Raw genomic sequence first — 19,374 nt, forward strand, 5'->3', positions numbered from 1 at the left:
AGGTGGAAATGGACGATTTTTGGGTCTTTGGCTACGGCTCTTTGATGTGGCGGCCCGGTTTTGCGCATGTGGAGACCGTGAAGGGCCGTCTCTTCGGCTATCGTCGCGCGTTGTGCGTCCACTCCCATGTTCACCGTGGCACCCCAGAGCGGCCGGGTCTGGTGCTCGGCCTTGACCGAGGCGGTTCCTGCCTGGGTCTGGCGTTTCGAGTGCCCGGTGACCTGCGTGAGGAGGTCGTCTCCTATCTTCGCTCGCGGGAACTGGTCACGCATGTCTATCGCGAGCGGCAGTTGCAGGTTCGGCTTCAGGACGGCCGACATGTCGAGGCGCTGACCTATGTTGTCGACCGGAGCCACCCGCAATATGCAGGTCGCATGGATGTCATCCATGCAGCCGCGACGGTGGCAGCTTCACACGGCCAGTCCGGACCGAATATCGAATATGTGCTCAACACAGTCGAGCATCTCGAGGCGCTGGATATCCGGGACCACTGGCTTGAGAGCGTGGCGCAGCGTCTGCGCTGAACCTATCTAAATCTGTTCCAGTCCGCGCAGTTCGGCCAGGCGCGCGGCAGCTGTGGGCGGCATGGGCGGAGGGTTCTCGCTATGGGCTGCTTCCAGAAGGAGCTCGTCACAGGCCGTTTCGGTTTCACGCACCAGCCGGTCCTGAAATTCAGCGCGGGACAGACCTGGCGGGATCGGCGGCAGAAAGCGGGCCCTGATTGTGCCCGGATGGCGCAGGAAGCGCCTGCGGGGCCAATAGAGCCCGGCCACATGGGCGATGGGCACAACGGGCACATCGAGCTGGCAATAGAGTTCCACGATTCCGTATTTGTAGGCCGGTTCGGCGCCGGGTGGGCGGCGGGTGCCTTCGGGATAGATGATGAGCTGGCGGCGCTCCCGCATGCGTTCCCGCGCTTTGGTGACAGCTTCGCGCAGCGCCTTCGATCTGCTTCCACGGTTGATCGGTATCATGCGCATCTTGGCGACATACCAGCCAAACAGCGGAATCCACATCAACTCGCGCTTCAGGATGTACAGCGCATCGGGAATGACGGGGAGAAAGGCGAAGGTATCCCAGAAGGACTGGTGCTTGGGAGCCAGGATGCAGGGGCCTTCGGGCAGGTTTTCAAGTCCCTGAATGTCCACCTTGGTGCCGGCGATGACGCGGTGGAGCCACATGCTCGTACTTGCCCAGGTCTTCGGCGCAAACCACGCCATCCGGCGCGGCACGACGAAATAGATCGGCGTGAATATGATCATCAGGATGATGAGATTGACATAAAACGCGATGTTGAATGCCAGGGAGCGAAGCTTCAGCATGTCGGCTATCCATTCGGTTGGGCAAAGTGACCCATTGACGCGAGTGGTTAGCCCAACTTGCCGGATGCGGAAAGCCCTCGGGACGAATGCAGCTATTGCGCGGGAGTGTTTACTCGGACCATTTCATAGGGCTCGACTGCGTTTGGAGCCGGGAACATGCCGCGGGCGAGAGCTGCGACATATTTGGAATATTCGGTTGCCAGCACGCGTAGGGCATCGGGCTTCGACAGCCAGACACTGCTGCGCAGGGGCGTGTTCACGACGGGATAGGGCTGCAGATCCGCCTTGGGAAGGATGCGGCGCATTTCCAGAAGGCTGCGGGGCATGTGATAATTGTTGGTCACCACGATGATGCTGCCATAGGTGTTTGCAGCCGCCCATTTGGCGCTTTCTTCCGCATTGCCGATCGTGTTGAGTGCCGCGCGATCAATGTCCACGCAGCAATTGAAGAGCTGTTCCTCGCCGCCCGTTGCAACGCGTAGATCCTCAACCCGCGCCTTCGGGTTCACGCCGCTGATGAGCAGGCGCTTGCCCTTGCCTGCCTTCAACAGATCAACGCCTGTATCAAGACGTGATTGTCCGCCGGTCAGGACAACGATGCCGTCCGCGGAATCGAATTCGGCAGGTGTTTCGAGCGAGGCGATGTGAGCAGCAAAAACCGCGAAGCCACCAAGGAAGGCAGCGGAAAGGAACAGGCCGCCGAGGACGAGCACACGGTAGGCGCGCGCCAGCCGCGTCTGAGAATTTACCTGGACATGTTCCGAATCGGTGTGTGCCATACTCGTCATATTCAAAGCGCTATCAGACAATTTAGGCAAGTAGAGGACGGCGCGGCTTCGGGTATGCACAATGCATAACGTGCTGATTCAATGCGTGAGTTCTGCTTTCTTCACGTCTCGATGCGCTTGAGAAAGCTGATCACGGTGAAGTGCGAGGTGGCAGCGGTCAGGATGGCGATGACGCAAACGATGAGGCCGACACCCATATATCCCGACAGGCCGATCGCGAAATCCCCGAACAGGGCGGAGGCCTGATCGGCTTCCGGTGTCGCGACATTGCGTGCGGACCACCAGGAGAAGAGCACGAAAACAATGATCGCGGCGATGCCGCCGGCAGCTGCGCCCCTCATGCCGGCCAGCAGGAAGTGGCGCCGGAACTGGCGGGCGATATAGGGCGCTTCGGCACCGACAAAGTGAAGCACCTCGATCACATGTCCATTGCCGGACATTGCACCGCGAGTGGCGAAGATCACGGTCAGTGCCGTGGCCACGAGCATCAGCGCAAGCACCGATAGACCGATGGTCACGGTTGTGCGCGCCATGGCAACGAGACGGTCTACCCAAGTGCGATGGTCATCGAGATTGGCCGATGGAACCTCTTCGGCCAGACGCGCTCGCATGGCTTCGAAATCCGGCTTTTCCCGTGGGTCTATCGTGACAATAACGAGGCGCGGGACGGGAAGCTCCTCGATGTCGAGACCTGTGCCAAGCCATGGCTCCAGAAGACGTGCGGTGGCCTCATTGTCCACGATTGTGGCTTGAAGTACGCCTGTAAATTCGCCGGCGATGCCACGAGCAGTCTGGAGGGCGGCGTCGATGTCCAGCCCCTCGTCGGGCTTGATCTGGATTGTCGCCTCGCGCGCTATCTGTGTCTGCCAGGTGGACGCCGTATCGCGCACAAGGGTAACCGCCCCAAGGGTCAGGCATGACAGAAAGGTCATGATGGCAATGACGAGCACCATGGCGCGTCCGGCGATATTGTCCGGCGGGACGATTGGTGTCTGGCGACGGGCCGGCTTCGCAAAGGGTAAAACCGAGATGACGGTCCTTGCCATGGCCGACAGGTTTAGCTGCCATTTGGCAGATGGTGCGGACTTGGCGCGGGCTTTCGGGCGCGCGGTGTGCTGGTTCACGAGCGCCTCCAAGCTAAGCGGAAAACGGCAGGCCTACTCATAGATGTCGAGCCTTCCTCCGGCCAGAACCAACCTGCGGGCGTCGACCTGATCCATCAGTCCGATATCGTGAGTGGCGATCACGACCGCCGTGCCCATGCGGTTGAGTTCGATCAGCAGGCGCAAGAGCCTGCGGGCAAGCTGCGGGTCCACATTGCCGGTCGGTTCGTCGGCCAGAAGAATGCGTGGCTGCTCGATCAGCGCGCGGGCGATAGCGGCGCGCTGCTTCTCTCCACCGGAAAGCACGGGCGGCAACACATGCATGCGATCGCCAAGGCCTACCCATTTCAGGAGATCCACCACGTCATTGCGGTAGCTTGCCTCTTCCCGGCCACGTACGCGCAGGGGAAGCGCGACATTCTCGTAGGTCGTGAGGTGATCGAGCAGACGGAAGTCCTGGAACACAACGCCGATGCGTCTGCGAATAAGCGGCAGTTCCTCGCGGGTGATGCGTGCGCGATCCTTGCCGAAGATCGTGATCAGCCCGCGCGTCGGTTTCAGCGACAGGAAAAGCAGGCGCAACAAGGTTGTCTTGCCGGTGCCTGACGGCCCGCTCAGGAACTGAAACGACCGCTCGGGGATGTTGAGCGAGATGTCGCGCAACACTTCCGGACCCATTCCGTATCTAAGACCGACATTTTCTAAGCGGATCACGCGGCACGACCTGCGGGCTTGAGTGTGAAGTGGAGAAGGCCTTCGGGCTGGCTTCATCCGACCTTCAGATAAACATGGTTAATGCGTCGTTAAGATTTGCCTGCTTCGGGCAAATGTTAACCATTGGGGTCTATATGCTTGAGGCTGACAGAAAAAGGACCCTCATCACAAAAATGGGTGCAATGGCGCGTTTCAGTTCATCAGGGATGATGGCATCCGGCTCCGCAGGAGCGGGAGCCGCTGCGGCATGTTCGACGCATGGCGACATCGTGGATGCCGAGTTCGAAACAGTGGTTCACCCATTTGGCCCTGTAGCAGGGCTGAGCACAAAGTCGAGTGTCTCCGGCACGGCGGCAACGAGCGGGTTCTCAAGCCTGGTCGGCGCTCAAAGCCTTTCCACCGGAAGCAGAGCCGGTTTTGGCCTTGTCTTTTGGGTGGCTGGCGCTCTCGTTGCATTTTGCGCTTTCTGGATGGCGGGAGGTCATCAACTGCCGTCGCTGGTGGCCGGAGCGTTGCAGCAGCAGCGCAGCGACTTGCGCCTGGAGAGCATTTCCAGCCGCATTCTCCCCGCGGGCGAGGGGCAGCGGGAAGTGGTGCTGGTTGAGGGGATGGTAGAGAATAGTGGCCACGATGTAGCCGCAGTTCCCGGGCTTGTGATCACGTTGGCTTCCGGCGATGGGCGCAAGACGCACCATTATCTGGGGACAAATGAAAGCCAGTTGGCCGCAGGTGGACGCATTGCCTTCTCCGGCCGGTTGGCCGCCCCTAAAGAGGGGGTACAGTCCGTCTCAGTCACTTTTCAGGAGTTCGCCCGCTGATGCATCAGGTGCGTGGCAAGGAAATCGAGGTTCTTTTTTCGGCGTCGACCATCGCACGCCGCAATCTGGAACTGGCGAAGGAAATCGCGAAGCGAGACTACAAGGATCTCCTGGTCATTTCGGTGCTGAAAGGCTCCTTCATCTTCGCGGCCGATCTCATCCGCGCAATGAATGATGTCGGCATCTCACCTGAAGTCGAGTTCATCATGATCTCTTCCTATGGTGCAGGTAAAACCGCCGGTGAGATCAAGGTCCTGCGCGATATCGACAATGATGTGCGCGGGCGCGACATTCTGCTCATCGACGATATCCTCGAATCAGGAAATACCTTGAAATACACGCGCGAACTCATGCTTTCGCGTGGGGCAAACAAGGTGCACATCGCCGTTCTTCTCGACAAGAGGTCGCGGCGGAAGGCGACGCTGGACGCGGACTTCGTCGGGTTCGAGTGTCCCGACTACTTCGTCGTCGGTTACGGGATGGATGTCGCACATGCATTCCGTGAATTGCCCTTCGTCGGTGTGATCAAGGGCGAAGACTGAACCTTTGCTGTGCGAATGCGTTCAGTGAACCGTAACGATTTGCGGCGAGATTGACGCCATGGCTAGACTTCTCATTGTCGAAGACGACGTTTCCGTCAGAACCTTCACCGCCCGTGCTCTTGCGGCTGCCGGCCATACGGTCGAGACCGCCGAGGATGGTATGGACGGGCTCGACAAGATCAAGGCTGCAGAAGGCAGCTTCGATCTCGTGCTTTCCGACATCCGCATGCCGGCAATGGACGGCATCCAGATGGCGCGCGAAGCGGCGAGCGATTTCCCAGACCTGCGTCTTTTGCTGATGACCGGCTTTGCCGATCAGCGCGAACGCGCGGCGGAGCTCGACGGCACCGCCAAGGGCGTCGTCAACAAGCCCTTCACGCTGGCCGAGATCCGCGACCGCGTCGGCGAGGCACTCGCCGCCTAGTCCTTCTTCGGATGTGCAACGACGTGGCGGCCGAAATCCGGTACGTCGATATCCTGACCTGCCTCGATGATCGAGCGGCGGACGGCGCGCGTGCGGGTGAAGAGCTCGAAGAGCTTGTCCCCATCTCCCCAGCGGATGGCGCGTTGCAGTGCTGACAGGTCTTCCGAGAACCGCGCCAGCATCTCCAGGATGGCGTCGCGATTGTGCAGGCACACATCGCGCCACATGGTGGGGTCGGATGCCGCCAGACGCGTGAAGTCGCGGAAACCGGAGGCGGAATATTTGATGACTTCGGATTTCGTCACCGCCTCCAGGTCGTCCGCAGTGCCGACGATGTTGTAGGCGATGATGTGGGGCAGGTGCGAAACGATGGCGAGCACCATGTCGTGATGCTCAGGGTCCATCACTTCCACGGTCGAGCCGCAGCGCTCCCAGAAACGGGTCAGGCTTGATACCGCTTCCTGACTGGCGCCGGTCGGTGGCGTCAGAATGCACCAGCGGCCTTCGAACAGTTCAGCGAAGCCCGCATCAGGGCCGGAATGTTCGGTACCGGCAATCGGGTGGCCGGGAATGAAGTGAACGTGGTCCGGCAGTTCGGGCTGCATCTGGGAGATGACGGAGCCTTTGGTGGAGCCAACATCTGTCACGATCGCCCCGGGCTTCAGCGATCCCGCAATGGCCTTGGCGACGGTCCCGGACGCGCCGACGGGGACGCTGACGACCACAAGATCGGCACCTTCGACCGCCTGGGCGGCATCCTGGAAATAGGCGTCGCCCAGATCCAGTGCTTCGGCGCGTTTCAGCGTCTCGGCGCTGCGGGTCGAGACGATAATCTCGTTCGCCAGATTTTCGCGGCGAATGACCCGTGCGAGCGATGACCCGATCAGGCCGATGCCGATCAGTGCAACTTTCTCGAAGAGCGGTGCTGTCATGGCCTCAGCCATTCATGAATTCCCTCAGGGCAGCGACCACGCCGCGATTGGCTTCTTCCGTTCCCACGCTCATGCGCAAGGCATTGGGGAAACCATAGGCGGTGACGCGACGCAGGACGAAACCCCGCGAGGCGAGAAATGCGTCAGCCGCGGCAGCACCCTTACCGTCGGTTTCGGGGAAATGGATCAGCAGGAAGTTGCCGACGCTCGGGGTGACTTCAAGTCCGATCTGTTCGAATTCCTTCGTCAGCCAGTTCAGCCATTCGTCGTTGAACGCCACCGCCTTTGCCAGATATTCGCGGTCGCGGATGGCCGCAGCACCTGCCGCGATTGCCATTGCGTTTACGTTGAATGGGCCACGCACGCGATTGATCGCGTCCACCACATGTGCAGGACCATACATCCAGCCAATGCGCAGGGCAGCGAGCCCGTAGATCTTCGAGAAGGTGCGCGTCATGACGACGTTCTGGCAGGAGGAGACAAGCTCCACACCGGCCTCATAGTCGTTGCGGCGCACATATTCGGCATAGGCTGCGTCTATCACCAGCAGAACATGGGGCGGCAGGCCGGTCTGCAGGCGACGGACCTCGTCCACCGGCAGATAGGTGCCGGTCGGATTGTTGGGGTTGGCGAGGAAGACAATCTTCGTGCGCTCGGTGACAGCGGCCAGGATGGCATCGACATCGGCGCGCGCATCCTTTTCCTTGACAACAATCGGGGTCGCGCCGTTGGCCAGCGTCTGGATGCGATAGACGAGGAAGCCGTGCTCGGTGAAGATCGCCTCATCGCCTGCGCCCAGATAGACATGAGCGAGCAGACCGAGCAATTCGTCGGAACCGTTCGAGCAGAGAATATTGGCAGGGTTCAGCCCGTGGATTTCCGCAATCGCATCACGAAGCGCGTTGGCTGCGCCGTCGGGATAGAGTTCCAGATGGTTCGTAACCGCCTGCATGGCTTCTATGGCCTTGGGCGAAGGGCCAAGCGGGGTCTCGTTGGACGACAGCTTGTGTACCTTTGCAACGCCTTCGGCCGTTTCGCGGCCGGGCACATAGGCAGAAATTTCCATTACGCCGGGTTTCGGCTGGGGGCGGTCGGAAGAGCTCATAGGAAGTTCCCACGGATTGAAGCCGCCTCACTTACCCCATCACCAGCGTTGACGCAAAGGGGCTTGGAGCTTAAAAGCAGGCCCATCTCGTGGTGATTTGGCCGGTCGGCTTGCAGCCACGTTAAACAAGTCGCTAAAAGGCCGTGCAGCGTTCCTGACCGGCTTTGCGATATTGGCATGGGCCGGTTTTTTTGTGCCTGCGCCTGTGGCGCACGGATGGTCGAAGGAGCGTGTAATGGCAAAGTCGCGGGTCGCTAAAGCGCGGGACGAGGCGAACAACCCCTCAAGCAAGGTGGTGCGTTTCGGGTCGGACAAGCCGTTGCAGCTTGCTGCCGGTGTAACGCTGTCGCCCTTCCAGGTCGCCTATCAGACCTATGGCGAACTGAATGCGGACAAGAGCAATGCCATACTGATCTGTCATGCGCTGACCGGTGACCAGCACGTTGCCAACCAGCATCCAGTCACAGGCAAGCCTGGCTGGTGGGAAGCGCTGGTGGGACCGGGCAAGGTAATCGATACGGATCGCTTCTTCGTCATATGCTCCAACGTTATCGGAAGCTGTCTTGGTTCTACCGGACCGGCTTCCGCCAATGAAGAGACGGGCCAGGCCTATGGTCTCGGCCTGCCGGTCATCACCATCAAGGACATGGTGCGTGCGCAGGCGATGCTGGTCGAGTATCTGGGCATAGAACGGTTGTTTTCCGTCGTTGGCGGCTCCATGGGCGGAATGCAGGTTCTGGAATGGGCGGCGAGCTATCCTGAACGGGTGAATACGGCGGTGCCCATCGCGACCGGCGCGCGGCATACGGCACAGAACATCGCCTTTCACGAAGTCGGGCGCCAGGCCGTTATGGCCGACCCGGACTGGCGCGGCGGTGCCTATCTGAAGGATGGGCGCCATCCGGGGAAGGGGCTCGCTGTCGCGCGCATGGCCGCGCATATCACTTATCTCTCCGAACCGGCGCTGCACCGCAAGTTCGGTCGCAATCTGCAGGATCGCGACCAGCCGACCTTCGGATTTGACGCCGATTTCCAGATCGAAAGCTATCTGCGGCACCAAGGCATCACCTTCGTCGATCGCTTCGACGCCAATTCCTATCTCTACCTGACGCGGGCAATGGATTATTTCGATCTCGCGAGCGAGCATGGGGGGCTTCTGTCGAGAGCCTTCAAGGGCACGAAGACCCGCTTTTGCGTGGTATCGTTCACCAGCGACTGGCTGTTTCCGACCGAGGAGAGCCGCATGGTGGTTCATGCGCTCAACGCTGCCGGCGCTTCCGTCTCGTTCGTGGAAATCGAGACCGATCGCGGCCATGACGCCTTTCTTCTGGACGAACCGGAATTTCATGCTGCCATAGACGGCTTTCTCAAGGCCGCGGCGCGCAATGCGGGGCTGATCTGATGAGTGTGAACAATGCACAGCGCGTGGATTTGCAGGTCATTGCGGATCTGATCGAACCGAGGTCGAAGGTTCTTGATGTCGGGTCGGGCGACGGATCGCTTCTCGAACTGCTTGAAGTACAGAAAGGCGTGGACGGGCGCGGGGTCGAGCTTTCCCAGCGCGGTGTCAATGAATGCGTGGCTCGTGGCCTTTCTGTCATTCAGGGTGATGCAGACCGTGACCTGGGGTTCTATCCCGACAAGGGCTTCGACTATGTGGTGTTGTCGCAGACGCTGCAGGCCACCCACAATCCCAAGAAGGTGCTGGACGAGCTCTTGCGGATTGGCAACCGCGCCATCGTTTCCTTCCCGAATTTCGGGCATTGGCGCGTGCGCCTGTCACTGCTCATGAAGGGGCGGATGCCGGTTACCAAGGATCTTCCCTATTCATGGTATGACACGCCGAACATCCACTTCTGTACGATCCGTGATTTCGTGGAACTTTCGGACGAACTCGGCGCAACCGTCGAAAGCGCCACGGCACTTGATGCGACCGGCCAGAAGATCGGTCTGTCCATGCCCTGGTGGTTCTGGAACTTCTTCGGTCAGCAGGCCGTGTTTCTTCTGAAACGCTGAAATTTCAATCACCGGCTGTAATTCCTGTTGCTTTTTTTAACGAGCGGTTCTGTAAGAACGGTCAGGGTTTCTATGGGGTGGTTTCATGAAGAAGTTGTGTTTGGCGGTTTTTGCATCCGTTCTTTCGACCATGCCTCTGCAGGCAGCAGACCTGGAGGCCGTTGGTAATCCGGACCTGATCGTACCAGAGCGAATCCGCCTGCTTGGCGGCGTGGGTTATGCGTCACTGAGTGCGGAAGAGTTCGTCTATGACGATTCGGGCAACCGGATCAGTCAGCTCTTCTGGGAGTCAGACATTCCGGTCGTGACTGCTGCGGCTGAGATCCACCTTGGCAACAATTGGGGTATCCTCTCAAATCTAGTCGTCGGGTTCAGTGGCGACAGCCACATGGTCGACTATGACTGGTTGGACACCGCCCCCAGCTTTGCCTTCGAAGATTGGTCGGACCGCTCGGAGCATCCGAATACAGATCTGGAGCACTATTTCTCCGGTGATATTGCGCTCGGCCGCAATTTCTCGCTGGTCACCTCAAGCATCAACCTCCATGCCGGATTCAAATATACGGATGTGAAATGGGCGTCCTATGGCGGCTCTTATGTCTATAGCGAGAATGGCGGATACCGGAACGAAACCGGCACCGAGCCAGAAGGCCAGCGCGCCATCTCCTATCGGCAGAAGCTTCCCGGTGTCTTTATCGGCGCGCGTGCGCAAACCCGCATCAGTGATCTTACCCTGACGGCGCAGGCCCGCGGCGGCGTCACGATCAACGCACAGGACCACGACTGGCACTGGCAGACCAACACCCGCTTCGATGACGAGTTCAACGCCCTGCCATTCGTCAGTCTCTCAGGACGCGCCGAATACGCGGTGGCTCCGATGACAAGCATCTTCCTGGCCGCGTCATACGACCGCTATTTTCACGATGTCGGAGATGTCGTGCTCAGCAATATCGATGACGGACTGGTCACCGACAGCGATGCCGATGGCGCTGGTGCCGAACTTGAAGCATTCACGATTTCAGGCGGGCTGAGCTTGCGCTTCTGATGCGCCCCAACAGTGAGGGCCGTGCCAGCTGCGCGGCTTCTTTCATCAGATTCCCTGCAATTTCCTCGGCCGGCGCTTCCCTTGCGAAGGCCACCGCCTGACCGGCCCATAGCGGCGAGAAATCGCCCGAATCCCGGTCTTCCGCAGCCTTTCGCAGCGGCGTGAGCGCACCTGTTGCACGGGGAAATGCGGGAGCATCGGGTGCAAGCGGACCGAGTTCGGCAATTGCCCTGTTGGCGATGCCACGTGCCGGGCGGCCGGTGAAGATGTTGGTCAGTACCGTTTCATCTTCTTTCGCTTCGGCCAGAGCGCGGCGGTGGATCTTGGTGGTCAGCGCTTCGGGCGAGCGGAGGAAGGCAGTGCCCAGTTGAACCGCAGATGCGCCCAGGGCGAAGGTCGCCGCCACTGCACGGGCATCACCGATGCCTCCAGCAGCGATGATCGGCACGGAAACGGCGTCAACGATCTGAGGGACAAGCGCCATAGTGGTCGGCTGGGAAGCGATATCGCTTTCCAGAAAAATGCCACGATGACCGCCAGCCTCCACGCCTTGAGCGATAATGGCATCACAGCCATGCGCTTCCAGCTCTCGTGCTTCAGCCACCGTGGTCGCGGAAGCAATGACCTTGGCTCCCGTGACAAAAACACGTTCAAGCAGGTCCGGGACCGGAAGGCCGAAATGAAAGCTTACCACCTCCGGCCTGAGTTCTTCCACCAGGGCGCAGGCCTCTTCATTAAAGGGATTGCGACCGGCACCGGAGATCGCGCTCGGCGGGGCGATGCCCAGTTCGTGATAGTAGGGGGACAATTTCTCCAGCCAGCTCTTCTCCCGCGCCGGGTCCGCTTCAGGCTCGACATGACAGAAGAAATTCAGGTTCAGCGGTCCATCCACCGCATTTCGGATGGTCGAAACCTCCTGCCTTATCTGGTCGGGCGAGAGCATGGCGCAGGGAAGGGCGCCGAGGCCACCTGCTTTCATCACCGCAATGGCAAGCGCGCTGCCTCCTGATCCTGCCATGGGTGCAAGCAGCAGCGGCTTTTTTATGCCCAACATCCCGGTGATGCGTGTGTCATGCCACATGGATTACTCCCTGATCGGCTCGCGCTTCGCGCCCGCCATGGTCGCACCCTGCGGTGAGAGCACCGGCACCAGAACCTTGCGCTTCTGGCGATTGGCGACCCTTATGCCCTGGTAGAGGCGCTTTTCAGCTTCCACCACGAGCACACCTGCGAACAAGGGCCAGAAGCGCCGTCCCGCCTGCTCCATCCAGCGGTGCAGGCGCATGATCCAGCGTTTCTGCGAAGGAGGGAAATGCAGCGCGTCTGCCCATTTCGTTGGCGTGAAGTTGGCTTCGCGCAGAATATTGGTGAGCTGCGTGCGGGAATAGGGCCTGCCCGTGCCGAAGGGCGTATGTTCGAAGCGCGCCCACATGCCGCGTCGGTTCGGAACGACAAGGATCAGCTTCCCGCCCGGCGCAAGCACCCGCCAGATCTCGCTCAAGGCCTGTCCCGGATTTTCCATGTGCTCCAGCGTGTGCACAAGCAGCATGCGATCTATTGAGGAATCGCTCAAAGGCAACTCTTCCTCAAAGACCAGTGCGGTTGCAGAAGGCGTTTGTGTTGGCCAGCGAACCGCTCCCTGCCGGGCTGGCATGAAGGCAAAGCAGCGCTCGGCATCCTGCCCGAAGCGTTCCAACCACGGCAGGGCATACCCAAGCCCCACCAGCCTTTCATCGGGCAGGCGCGACCACAGGCTTGTCAGCGCCATGGCGATGGACCGCTCTGTAAGCCTACCCAGGACGGAGGAATAAAATGCCTTGAGATCAACGATATCCGAATTCATGGCAGCGACGGTATGTTCACCCTCGTTCGGGCGCAAGAATTACCTGTCCGAGATGACAAGTGGCCACGCCCGTCCTATCGTGCGCGGCGACCAGATGGAGGGGAATGATGACGCTTCAGATCGAACAGTTCATGTGCCGGAGCGACAATTTCGGGGTTCTGTTGCGCGACAGCGAAACGGGTACGGTGGCGCTGATCGATGCGCCCGAGGAAACGGCCATTCTTGAAATGATTGGCCGCACCGGCTGGCGTCCAAGCTTCATTCTCACCACGCATCACCATCCCGATCACGTGGAAGCCAATCTGGCGCTGAAGGAGCGCTTCGGACTGAAGATCATAGGCCCTGCCGCCGAAGCTGATCGGATCCCGGGGATCGACGAAGCTGTTCGCGAGGGCGATGTTGTCGAGATCGGGGCGGCCAGGGCGCGCGTCATCGAGACGCCGGGGCATACGGCCGGACATGTTTCCTATCATTTCGCCGGGGCGAATATCGCCTTCACAGCAGACACGTTGTTCGCCCTTGGCTGCGGTCGGCTCTTCGAATGCAAGCCGCCGGTCATGTTGGAATCGCTGAAGAAGCTGGCGGCGTTGCCGCTGGAGACGCAAATCTATTGCGGGCATGAATACACGCAGGCCAATGCCCGCTTTGCGCTGACAGTCGACCCGACGAACTCGGCTCTCAAGGAGCGTGCCGAGAAGATCAAGAGGTTGCGTGAGGAAGGCAGGCCCACCCTTCCGACCACGATTGCGGAAGAGCTTGCGACCAACCCATTCATGCGCTGGCATGATCCGGTCATCCGGCGCAATCTGGGTATGGAACGGGCGAGCGATGCGGAGGTGTTTGCCGAAATCCGCAAGCGCAAGGATGTTGCCTGAAACTACTCCGCCGGTGCGGCGGATCGCTGGCGCAGGATCATGTTCTTGGCCGCCAGTGCTGCGCCTCCGGTAATCAGGAGGCAGGCGGCAAGGATATTGGCCGTCGCTTCCGCCTGACCGGCCAGGATTAGTACCACGGTGGAGAGCAGAGGGGCAGCATAGCTGGCTGCACCCAGCACCTGGATGTTCCCGTGCTTCACGCCGAAATCCCAGGCGTAGAAGGCCGCGCCAACCGGCAGCAGACCGAGGCCGGCCACAGCCAGCCATTCCTGCAGCGTTGCGGGCCAGACGGTCGTTTCCAGCGCCAGATGGCAAAGTGCCGAAAGCGCAGCCGTTGCCGCGCAGTACCAGGTGACCACGCTCGTGGGTACTGCCTGAAAGCGCCGCGACAACAGGGAATATCCGGACCAGAACAGCGCACAGGCTCCGGCTGCGGCATAGCCGAGGCTGTAGCTGGAATCGTAGCTGAAGCCGCCGCCCTTGGTGATGATCAGGAACGTTCCGGCAAGGCCCATCATGGCGCCGGCGATATGATGCCAGCCAAGTCTTTCTCCCGGCATCAGGGCGGAGCCAAGCACGATGAGCAGGGGCCAGAGATAAGCGATGAGGCTGGCTTCCACGGCCGGCGCGTTACGCAATGCGGTAAAGTAGAAGAAATGGTAGCCGAACAAGCCCGCAATGCCCACGATCCAGGCGGTCACCGGAACGGGCTGAGCATTCTCGTTTTGCGTGAACGGACGGGCCGCAATGCCGATTAAGGCAGCAACGCTGAATGACAGCGCCGATAGAAGGAATGGCGGGACATTGCCCGATGCCGCAGTGAACAGCGCCAGAAGCGCCCACATAACAACTGCCGAAAAGCCGACCAGCGTTGCCTTGATCATCCTGATTGCCCTGCTGCCAAAGTCCAGGAGCTTCTGCCCTTCCCGCGGTTAGCGCGCAATGGCACAGATCATCCCATTGGTACGGTGCATCACTGGATGCGTCGCGCCTTCACATGCACATTGCCGATCTTTGTTCCCACGATTGCCTCTGAAGGTGAGTAAAGGCTGGTGCCCTCGACCGGGTTGAAGCCGATGCGGATGACAGCCTTGTCGCGCAGGAACTTTATCGAGGAATGGTTCGGACGGTGGCCCGAAAGTGGTACGAACCTGCCTCTGCAGGTCACTGCAGACTGCTTGAAGCTTTCACTCCGCGGGGCAGGAGAAAGCTTGAGGTCGACCCTCATCTCGCCGTCATAAACTTTCAGGGTCTGGCGACAGACAGAGGCGGCATCGTCCGTGTTGATCAGACTTGCGGAAATCGGGTCGGCCACGCCAGTCAGGTGGTCCTGCTTGAGCGGGACCTTGTCCTTGCGCTTCTTCAGTTCCGGGACATTTGTCGTTTTGCTCACCTTGCTACCGTCGAAGGCAATGGTCGTGCGCTTTTGCTTCTTGCCGCTTGAGTATTTCAGATCATAGCTGTTTGGCCGTATTTCACTGCCGGCGAAACGGCCATTGATGCTTATCCGGCCATTGGTCTGGTCGAAAATGCGCACGAGCCCGGCGCTGGCAAAGCTGCCCGATATGGCATAGCCGGCCTTGTTGAGGCGGGTATCGAACTCCGCCTTGCCGATGGGCAGGCCCAGATAATAGGCATCGTATCGCACCCGCACCGAACGCTCCTGCGTTGCAGCCACTGTCGGAGCCAGGCAGGTGCCGGCCAGTATCAGCGCGAAAAGATGACGGGTCTTCATTTCAGTTCCCCTTGGATGGGCGTCCCTTCATGTCGTATGAGAAGGTCAAATCCGGCATTTATGGGGATGATGCTGCAAGTTGCCTGCTCTATCCCGTGCTTCCGGCGCTGTTTACTTGACGCAATGGCGGAATGCCTCTATGGGAAGCGCAATTTCCACGAGGCTGCTTGATGCTTTCGCTAGCCGCACTCACAGGTGCGGTGGGAGTATCATGGCCCGAAAGATAAGGTAGAAAATATGTCCCGCGCTTGCGAACTGACCGGTAAGGCCGTGATGAGCGGCAACAATGTGAGCCACGCCAACAACAAGACCCGTCGGCGTTTCCTGCCCAATCTGTGCGATGTGACGCTGATGTCCGAGGCTCTCGGCCAGAACTTCCGCCTGCGCGTTTCCGCGGCAGCACTGCGCACGGTCGAGCATCGTGGCGGCCTGGACGCTTTCCTTCTCAAGGCGAAGTCCAACGAATTGTCGCAGCGTGCCCGCCTGATCAAGAAGCAGGTGGCAAAGAAGCTTTCCGAACAGGAAGCTGCATAAGCAACCCGATCCTTTCGGATGGGCCCTCGGGCCCGTCCACTGGTTCCATCACCCAGGATAAAAAAATGACACGCATATATGCTGTCTGGCCCTTCGTGGCCGCAATGGCTGTCACGGTCGTTGCCTCCAACATTCTCGTACAATACCCGTTCAGCCATCTTGGCCTTGGTGAGATCCTCACCTGGGGTGCATTCACCTATCCGGCTGCGTTCCTGATCAATGATCTGACCAATCGCCGCTTCGGCCCTGTGGCTGCGCGTCGGGTGGTCCTGGTCGGTTTCGCGCTTGCCGTGCTTCTGTCGATCTGGCTTGCCACGCCGCGCATCGCGCTTGCGTCGGGGACCGCGTTTCTCTCAGCCCAGCTACTCGATACCGCTGTCTTCAATCGGCTGCGGGGCGATGCCTGGTGGCGCGCGCCGCTGATTTCCACGCTGATCGGTTCGGTGCTCGATACGGTACTGTTCTTCTCGATCGCCTTCGCAGGTGTATTCGCCTTCCTCGACACCGGTCTTGGCCTCAGCGATGGTTCTCTGGCCTTCGAAGTGCCGCTGCTTGGGTTTGGCGCCATGGTGCCGCTTTGGTTCTCGCTGGCGCTGGGCGACTTTGGCGTGAAGATCCTGGTGGGGCTTGCGATGCTGGTTCCCTATCGCGGCATACTTGCAATCACACAGCCCGCGGAAGCTGCCGGTTAATCAGTCTGATCCTGCAGCGTAAATTCGAGATAGAGATTGCGTTGCAGGATCGAATGATTGTCGTCTGACATGATCGAGATCATGGTGGCGCCGTCCTGGCGCTGCCAGACATCCATCGCTTCCATATTGTCGATCTGGTAGCTCATATCCGCTTCCAACAGCACCGGCCCATCTACCAATGCACCTTTGGCCAATGTGTCGCCGGCGATGCGGCGCAGACGCATGGCCACACCGGTTGCCATGGAGAAGCGACGTTCAAGCAGGATCAGATCACCGGAAGGCAGGAACGCGCCGTCGGTTACGTCAAAGTCGTCCGACCGCTTCACCTTGAAAATGCCCTTGCGGGGTCCTTCGAGAATGGCGGCGAAGATGTTACCGTTTTCGTCTATGCTGCGCTCGCTGATGACTATGCGGGCACCCGAGAGGGCGCTTCCTTCCGGCGCGTAGGCGATCGTTTCGAAGCTTCGGTTCGACCGCAGTTCAGCGCGAGGGATGAGGTACTCCACCTCCGAGAGCGGTCCGCCGGACATTTCCTCCGACAGATCGTATTCCACAATGCGGTGAACCCGCTCGAAACCGACCGTTGCGCGACCCTTGTCTACGGCCAGTGCCTCGGCGTCAGTGGTCCATTTTTCACCGCTGGCATTCCCGTTCTCGTCGCGGATCGGGTCCATGCGCGCATTGCTGATGCCGCTGGGGCGCGACTGCGCGTCATGGCGCAAGTCACCTCTTAGCCAGAAGCCGGTGTCGGTCACGGCCAGAAAGGTGGTGCCGCTGACAAAGCGCATGGAGGAGATGGCGCCGAAATCGCGGGCGGTGGAAACCATTTCCAGGCCGCCAACGAATTCGAGGGTGCCGAACCTCGTCTGCTGATGCCCTATCCGAAATTGTTCAATCTGTCGCGACTGCACTTCAATGGACGCGGCATGGGTCTGAACTGTCGCCGCAAGTGCGAAGGTGCTGACACCGACCGCAGCCAGCAGCCGACGCGCGCTAGCCCGCACGACGCAATTTTCCGCTGCGCGCCCCGCGTCCTTCCTCCTCGAAGAGCGAGGCAAGCTGCTCGGTCATCGCGCCGGCCAGCTCTTCCGCATCGACGATGGTTAGGGCGCGGCGATAGTAACGCGTGACGTCGTGGCCGATGCCGATGGCCAGAAGCTCGACCGGTGAGCGCGTTTCGATCAGGTCGATCACGCCACGCAGATGGCGCTCCAGATAGTTGCCCGGATTGACCGAAAGGGTGGAATCATCCACCGGCGCGCCATCCGAGATCATCATCAGGATCTTGCGCTGCTCCGGGCGCGCCATCAGGCGCTGATGCGCCCACAGAAGTGCTTCGCCGTCGATGTTTTCCTTCAGAAGCCCCTCGCGCATCATGAGGCCAAGGTTCCGGCGCGCGCGGCGCCATGGGGCGTCGGCTGACTTGTAGATGATGTGGCGCAGATCGTTGAGGCGGCCCGGTGTGGCGGGCTTTCCGTCCTTCAGCCACTGCTCGCGGGCCTGCCCGCCCTTCCAGGCGCGGGTGGTGAAGCCGAGAATCTCCACCCTCACGCCGCAGCGCTCAAGCGTGCGTGCAAGAATGTCGGCACAGGTGGCGGCAACCGAGATAGGCCGACCGCGCATGGAGCCGGAATTGTCCAGCACCAGCGTGACCACCGTGTCGCGGAAATTGGTATCCTGCTCCTGCTTGAAGGAAAGGGGCTGCATCGGGTCGATGATCATGCGCACCAGCCGCGCGGAATCGAGCACGCCCTCTTCCAGATCGAAGTCCCAGGAGCGGTTCTGCTGCGCCATCAGGCGGCGCTGCAGGCGGTTTGCGAGGCGTCCAACCACGCCCTGCAAGTTGGCCAGCTGCTTGTCGAGATAGCCCCGCAGGCGATCAAGCTCTTCCTCGTCGCAAAGCTCTTCGGCGCCGATGGTCTCGTCAAACCTGGTCGTGAAGACCTTGTAATCCATCTCGCTGGCGGCCTGGTCGAACGGATTGTCAGGCCTGCGCGCCTCACCGGGCGTCTCTGTATCGACATCCTCGTCCTCGCCCGCATCTTCGGCGGTGGATTCGGAAGGTTCGCTTTCGCCGGTTTCCTGATCCTCACCAGCGGCGTCACTTTCCTCGGCCTGAGCGCTTTCGCCTTCTGCTTCGTCCGTGTCACCCTCGTCGGAAGAATCCTCGCCTTGCGGCTGGTCTTCAGCGTTCTCGTCCTCGTCGAGAGGCTGTTCTTCCTCAAGCTCCTCGCCCATTTCCATGGAGCCAAGGATATCGCGCACGGCGCGTGCGAATGCGTCCTGGTTTTCTATATTGGCCTCGAGCGCATCGAAGTCGGCACCGGCCTTCTCGTCGATCCAGTCGCGCCAGAGCGCGACGAGCTTTTCCGCACTTTTGGGGGCAGGGCGGCCAGTCAGCTTCTCGCGCACCATCAGCGCAACTGCCTCTTCCAGCGGCGCCTCGGCACGATCGTTCACATCCGCAAGATTGGCGCGTGCATATTTGTCTTCCAGCATGGCGGTGATGTTGTCACCCATGCCCGGCATTGCGCGTGCACCTATGGCCTCCACGCGCGCCTGTTCGACAGCATCGAAGATTGCACGGGCCTGCTGACCATGTGGGGCCAGACGGCTGTGAAGCTGCTGGTCGTGGCGCGCACGGCGCAGGGCCATGGAATCGCCAAGGCCTCGCGTGATTTCCAGAGCTTCGGATGTCGCCTTCTTCCCCAGATCCGGCAGCCGTGCGCGGTTTCCGCTAAGGCCCGGCTTGTCCTTGGAGAAGATGACCTCCAGCTCGTGATCGCTTGCCACCGCACGCATGCAGCTCGTGACCGCGCGCTTGAATGGATCAAGGGGCGCGTCATGAGGCTGGCCTGGCTTGCGGTTGGAGGTGCTCAAGGAAAC

Annotated in this window: 22 protein-coding genes and 1 riboswitch; of the genes, 10 read left to right on the top strand and 12 right to left on the bottom strand. The window is 60.3% G+C overall.

The features are described 5' to 3' along the window. The first annotated feature begins 8 nt into the window (after window positions 1-8). Window positions 9-524, top strand: a complete 516-nt coding sequence (locus EL18_RS15425; RefSeq protein ID WP_036486158.1) for a gamma-glutamylcyclotransferase — start codon at window positions 9-11, stop codon at window positions 522-524. Between the two features lie 6 nt (window positions 525-530). Here EL18_RS15425 and EL18_RS15430 read toward each other — a convergent pair whose 3' ends face one another. From EL18_RS15430 to ftsE, 4 genes are all read right to left on the bottom strand, one after another. Beyond that, a complete protein-coding gene (locus EL18_RS15430; protein WP_036486160.1) occupies window positions 531-1,322 on the bottom strand; it encodes a lysophospholipid acyltransferase family protein in 792 nt (263 codons plus the stop codon). 92 nt (window positions 1,323-1,414) lie between these two features. Next, complete coding sequence (locus tag EL18_RS15435; RefSeq protein ID WP_244444617.1) at window positions 1,415-2,101, bottom strand: YdcF family protein; 687 nt, start codon at window positions 2,099-2,101, stop codon at window positions 1,415-1,417. Between the two features lie 110 nt (window positions 2,102-2,211). Next, the gene (locus tag EL18_RS15440) at window positions 2,212-3,156 is read right to left on the bottom strand and encodes a cell division protein FtsX (protein WP_036486519.1); all 945 of its coding nucleotides are present in this window, start codon (window positions 3,154-3,156) and stop codon (window positions 2,212-2,214) included. 111 nt (window positions 3,157-3,267) lie between these two features. Further along, a complete protein-coding gene (gene ftsE, locus EL18_RS15445) occupies window positions 3,268-3,927 on the bottom strand; it encodes a cell division ATP-binding protein FtsE (protein WP_036486164.1) in 660 nt (219 codons plus the stop codon). Between the two features lie 29 nt (window positions 3,928-3,956). Here ftsE and EL18_RS17405 point away from each other — a divergent pair, with 29 nt between their 5' ends. The 3 genes from EL18_RS17405 to EL18_RS15460 are packed head-to-tail and all read left to right on the top strand — an operon-like array spanning window position 3,957 to window position 5,711. Further along, complete coding sequence (locus EL18_RS17405) at window positions 3,957-4,745, top strand: hypothetical protein (protein ID WP_051914354.1); 789 nt, start codon at window positions 3,957-3,959, stop codon at window positions 4,743-4,745. Continuing rightward, window positions 4,745-5,287, top strand: a complete 543-nt coding sequence (gene hpt / locus EL18_RS15455) for a hypoxanthine phosphoribosyltransferase (RefSeq protein WP_036486166.1) — start codon at window positions 4,745-4,747, stop codon at window positions 5,285-5,287. The genes EL18_RS17405 and hpt overlap by 1 nt, the downstream gene beginning before the upstream one ends. A 58-nt stretch (window positions 5,288-5,345) precedes the next feature. Continuing rightward, entirely contained in the window at window positions 5,346-5,711 is a 366-nt protein-coding gene (locus EL18_RS15460) for a response regulator (protein WP_036486169.1), read from the top strand. Here EL18_RS15460 and EL18_RS15465 read toward each other — a convergent pair. Together EL18_RS15465 and hisC are read right to left on the bottom strand one after the other, a co-directional pair. After that, window positions 5,708-6,643 carry a prephenate/arogenate dehydrogenase family protein gene (locus EL18_RS15465; protein WP_036486524.1) on the bottom strand — a complete coding sequence of 312 codons (936 nt, stop codon included), beginning with the start codon at window positions 6,641-6,643 and terminating at the stop codon, window positions 5,708-5,710. The genes EL18_RS15460 and EL18_RS15465 overlap by 4 nt on opposite strands. 4 nt (window positions 6,644-6,647) lie before the next feature. Continuing rightward, entirely contained in the window at window positions 6,648-7,748 is a 1,101-nt protein-coding gene (gene hisC / locus EL18_RS15470; protein WP_036486171.1) for a histidinol-phosphate transaminase, read from the bottom strand. A gap of 79 nt (window positions 7,749-7,827) precedes the next feature. Beyond that, window positions 7,828-7,905: riboswitch (SAM riboswitch) on the top strand. 78 nt (window positions 7,906-7,983) lie between these two features. Between hisC and metX the strand changes: the two genes are divergently transcribed. From metX to EL18_RS15485, 3 genes are all read left to right on the top strand, one after another. After that, entirely contained in the window at window positions 7,984-9,150 is a 1,167-nt protein-coding gene (metX, locus tag EL18_RS15475) for a homoserine O-acetyltransferase MetX (RefSeq protein ID WP_036486172.1), read from the top strand. Beyond that, complete coding sequence (gene metW, locus EL18_RS15480; RefSeq protein WP_036486174.1) at window positions 9,150-9,764, top strand: methionine biosynthesis protein MetW; 615 nt, start codon at window positions 9,150-9,152, stop codon at window positions 9,762-9,764. The genes metX and metW overlap by 1 nt, the downstream gene beginning before the upstream one ends. 85 nt (window positions 9,765-9,849) lie before the next feature. Further along, window positions 9,850-10,809, top strand: a complete 960-nt coding sequence (locus tag EL18_RS15485) for an omptin family outer membrane protease (protein WP_036486176.1) — start codon at window positions 9,850-9,852, stop codon at window positions 10,807-10,809. On the opposite strand, the gene EL18_RS15490 is transcribed toward EL18_RS15485, so the two are convergent. Both EL18_RS15490 and EL18_RS15495 read right to left on the bottom strand, forming a co-directional pair. Further along, window positions 10,775-11,890, bottom strand: coding sequence for an NAD(P)H-dependent flavin oxidoreductase (locus EL18_RS15490; protein WP_051914358.1), 1,116 nt, complete (start codon window positions 11,888-11,890; stop codon window positions 10,775-10,777). The two genes, EL18_RS15485 and EL18_RS15490, sit on opposite strands and share 35 nt — an antisense overlap. A 3-nt stretch (window positions 11,891-11,893) precedes the next feature. Next, window positions 11,894-12,652, bottom strand: a complete 759-nt coding sequence (locus EL18_RS15495; RefSeq protein WP_036486178.1) for a class I SAM-dependent methyltransferase — start codon at window positions 12,650-12,652, stop codon at window positions 11,894-11,896. Window positions 12,653-12,759: 107 nt separating this feature from the next. On the opposite strand from EL18_RS15495, the gene gloB reads away from it, so the two are divergent. Next, complete coding sequence (gene gloB, locus EL18_RS15500) at window positions 12,760-13,527, top strand: hydroxyacylglutathione hydrolase (RefSeq protein WP_036486529.1); 768 nt, start codon at window positions 12,760-12,762, stop codon at window positions 13,525-13,527. Between the two features lie 2 nt (window positions 13,528-13,529). Here gloB and yddG read toward each other — a convergent pair whose 3' ends face one another. Both yddG and EL18_RS15510 read right to left on the bottom strand, forming a co-directional pair. After that, a complete protein-coding gene (yddG, locus tag EL18_RS15505; protein ID WP_036486180.1) occupies window positions 13,530-14,411 on the bottom strand; it encodes an aromatic amino acid exporter YddG in 882 nt (293 codons plus the stop codon). A gap of 89 nt (window positions 14,412-14,500) precedes the next feature. Next, on the bottom strand, window positions 14,501-15,262 hold the full coding sequence (locus tag EL18_RS15510) for a DUF3108 domain-containing protein (protein WP_036486183.1): 762 nt from the start codon (window positions 15,260-15,262) through the stop codon (window positions 14,501-14,503). 237 nt (window positions 15,263-15,499) lie between these two features. Between EL18_RS15510 and rpmB the strand changes: the two genes are divergently transcribed. Together rpmB and EL18_RS15520 are read left to right on the top strand one after the other, a co-directional pair. Beyond that, on the top strand, window positions 15,500-15,796 hold the full coding sequence (gene rpmB / locus EL18_RS15515; RefSeq protein WP_036486185.1) for a 50S ribosomal protein L28: 297 nt from the start codon (window positions 15,500-15,502) through the stop codon (window positions 15,794-15,796). A 65-nt stretch (window positions 15,797-15,861) separates the two neighbouring features. Further along, entirely contained in the window at window positions 15,862-16,488 is a 627-nt protein-coding gene (locus EL18_RS15520; RefSeq protein WP_051914360.1) for a VUT family protein, read from the top strand. On the opposite strand, the gene EL18_RS15525 is transcribed toward EL18_RS15520, so the two are convergent. Both EL18_RS15525 and cobT read right to left on the bottom strand, forming a co-directional pair. Next, window positions 16,485-17,492, bottom strand: coding sequence for an esterase-like activity of phytase family protein (locus EL18_RS15525; protein WP_244444618.1), 1,008 nt, complete (start codon window positions 17,490-17,492; stop codon window positions 16,485-16,487). The two genes, EL18_RS15520 and EL18_RS15525, sit on opposite strands and share 4 nt — an antisense overlap. Then, window positions 17,482-19,368 (bottom strand): cobaltochelatase subunit CobT, encoded by a 1,887-nt coding sequence (gene cobT, locus EL18_RS15530; RefSeq protein ID WP_036486187.1) that lies wholly within the window; start codon window positions 19,366-19,368, stop codon window positions 17,482-17,484. Before cobT ends, EL18_RS15525 begins: the two co-directional genes overlap by 11 nt. Between the last annotated feature and the right edge of the window lie 6 nt (window positions 19,369-19,374).

Source organism: Nitratireductor basaltis (genome assembly GCF_000733725.1).
Lineage (GTDB): Bacteria > Pseudomonadota > Alphaproteobacteria > Rhizobiales > Rhizobiaceae > Chelativorans > Chelativorans basaltis.

Bases quoted from the DNA above. Each gene is read 5' to 3' on its own strand.
- EL18_RS15520 (WP_051914360.1), top strand. From the start codon at position 15,862: ATGACACGCATATATGCTGTCTGGCCCTTCGTGGCCGCAATGGCTGTC.
- EL18_RS15460 (WP_036486169.1), top strand. From the start codon at position 5,346: ATGGCTAGACTTCTCATTGTCGAAGACGACGTTTCCGTCAGAACCTTC.
- EL18_RS15510 (WP_036486183.1), bottom strand. From the start codon at position 15,262: ATGAAGACCCGTCATCTTTTCGCGCTGATACTGGCCGGCACCTGCCTG.
- hpt (WP_036486166.1), top strand. From the start codon at position 4,745: ATGCATCAGGTGCGTGGCAAGGAAATCGAGGTTCTTTTTTCGGCGTCG.
- EL18_RS15435 (WP_244444617.1), bottom strand. From the start codon at position 2,101: ATGGCACACACCGATTCGGAACATGTCCAGGTAAATTCTCAGACGCGG.
- yddG (WP_036486180.1), bottom strand. From the start codon at position 14,411: ATGATCAAGGCAACGCTGGTCGGCTTTTCGGCAGTTGTTATGTGGGCG.
- EL18_RS15490 (WP_051914358.1), bottom strand. From the start codon at position 11,890: ATGTGGCATGACACACGCATCACCGGGATGTTGGGCATAAAAAAGCCG.
- EL18_RS15425 (WP_036486158.1), top strand. From the start codon at position 9: ATGGACGATTTTTGGGTCTTTGGCTACGGCTCTTTGATGTGGCGGCCC.
- EL18_RS15465 (WP_036486524.1), bottom strand. From the start codon at position 6,643: ATGACAGCACCGCTCTTCGAGAAAGTTGCACTGATCGGCATCGGCCTG.
- EL18_RS15440 (WP_036486519.1), bottom strand. From the start codon at position 3,156: ATGGCAAGGACCGTCATCTCGGTTTTACCCTTTGCGAAGCCGGCCCGT.
- EL18_RS15430 (WP_036486160.1), bottom strand. From the start codon at position 1,322: ATGCTGAAGCTTCGCTCCCTGGCATTCAACATCGCGTTTTATGTCAAT.
- EL18_RS15495 (WP_036486178.1), bottom strand. From the start codon at position 12,652: ATGAATTCGGATATCGTTGATCTCAAGGCATTTTATTCCTCCGTCCTG.
- hisC (WP_036486171.1), bottom strand. From the start codon at position 7,748: ATGAGCTCTTCCGACCGCCCCCAGCCGAAACCCGGCGTAATGGAAATT.
- EL18_RS15485 (WP_036486176.1), top strand. From the start codon at position 9,850: ATGAAGAAGTTGTGTTTGGCGGTTTTTGCATCCGTTCTTTCGACCATG.
- gloB (WP_036486529.1), top strand. From the start codon at position 12,760: ATGACGCTTCAGATCGAACAGTTCATGTGCCGGAGCGACAATTTCGGG.
- metX (WP_036486172.1), top strand. From the start codon at position 7,984: ATGGCAAAGTCGCGGGTCGCTAAAGCGCGGGACGAGGCGAACAACCCC.
- rpmB (WP_036486185.1), top strand. From the start codon at position 15,500: ATGTCCCGCGCTTGCGAACTGACCGGTAAGGCCGTGATGAGCGGCAAC.
- metW (WP_036486174.1), top strand. From the start codon at position 9,150: ATGAGTGTGAACAATGCACAGCGCGTGGATTTGCAGGTCATTGCGGAT.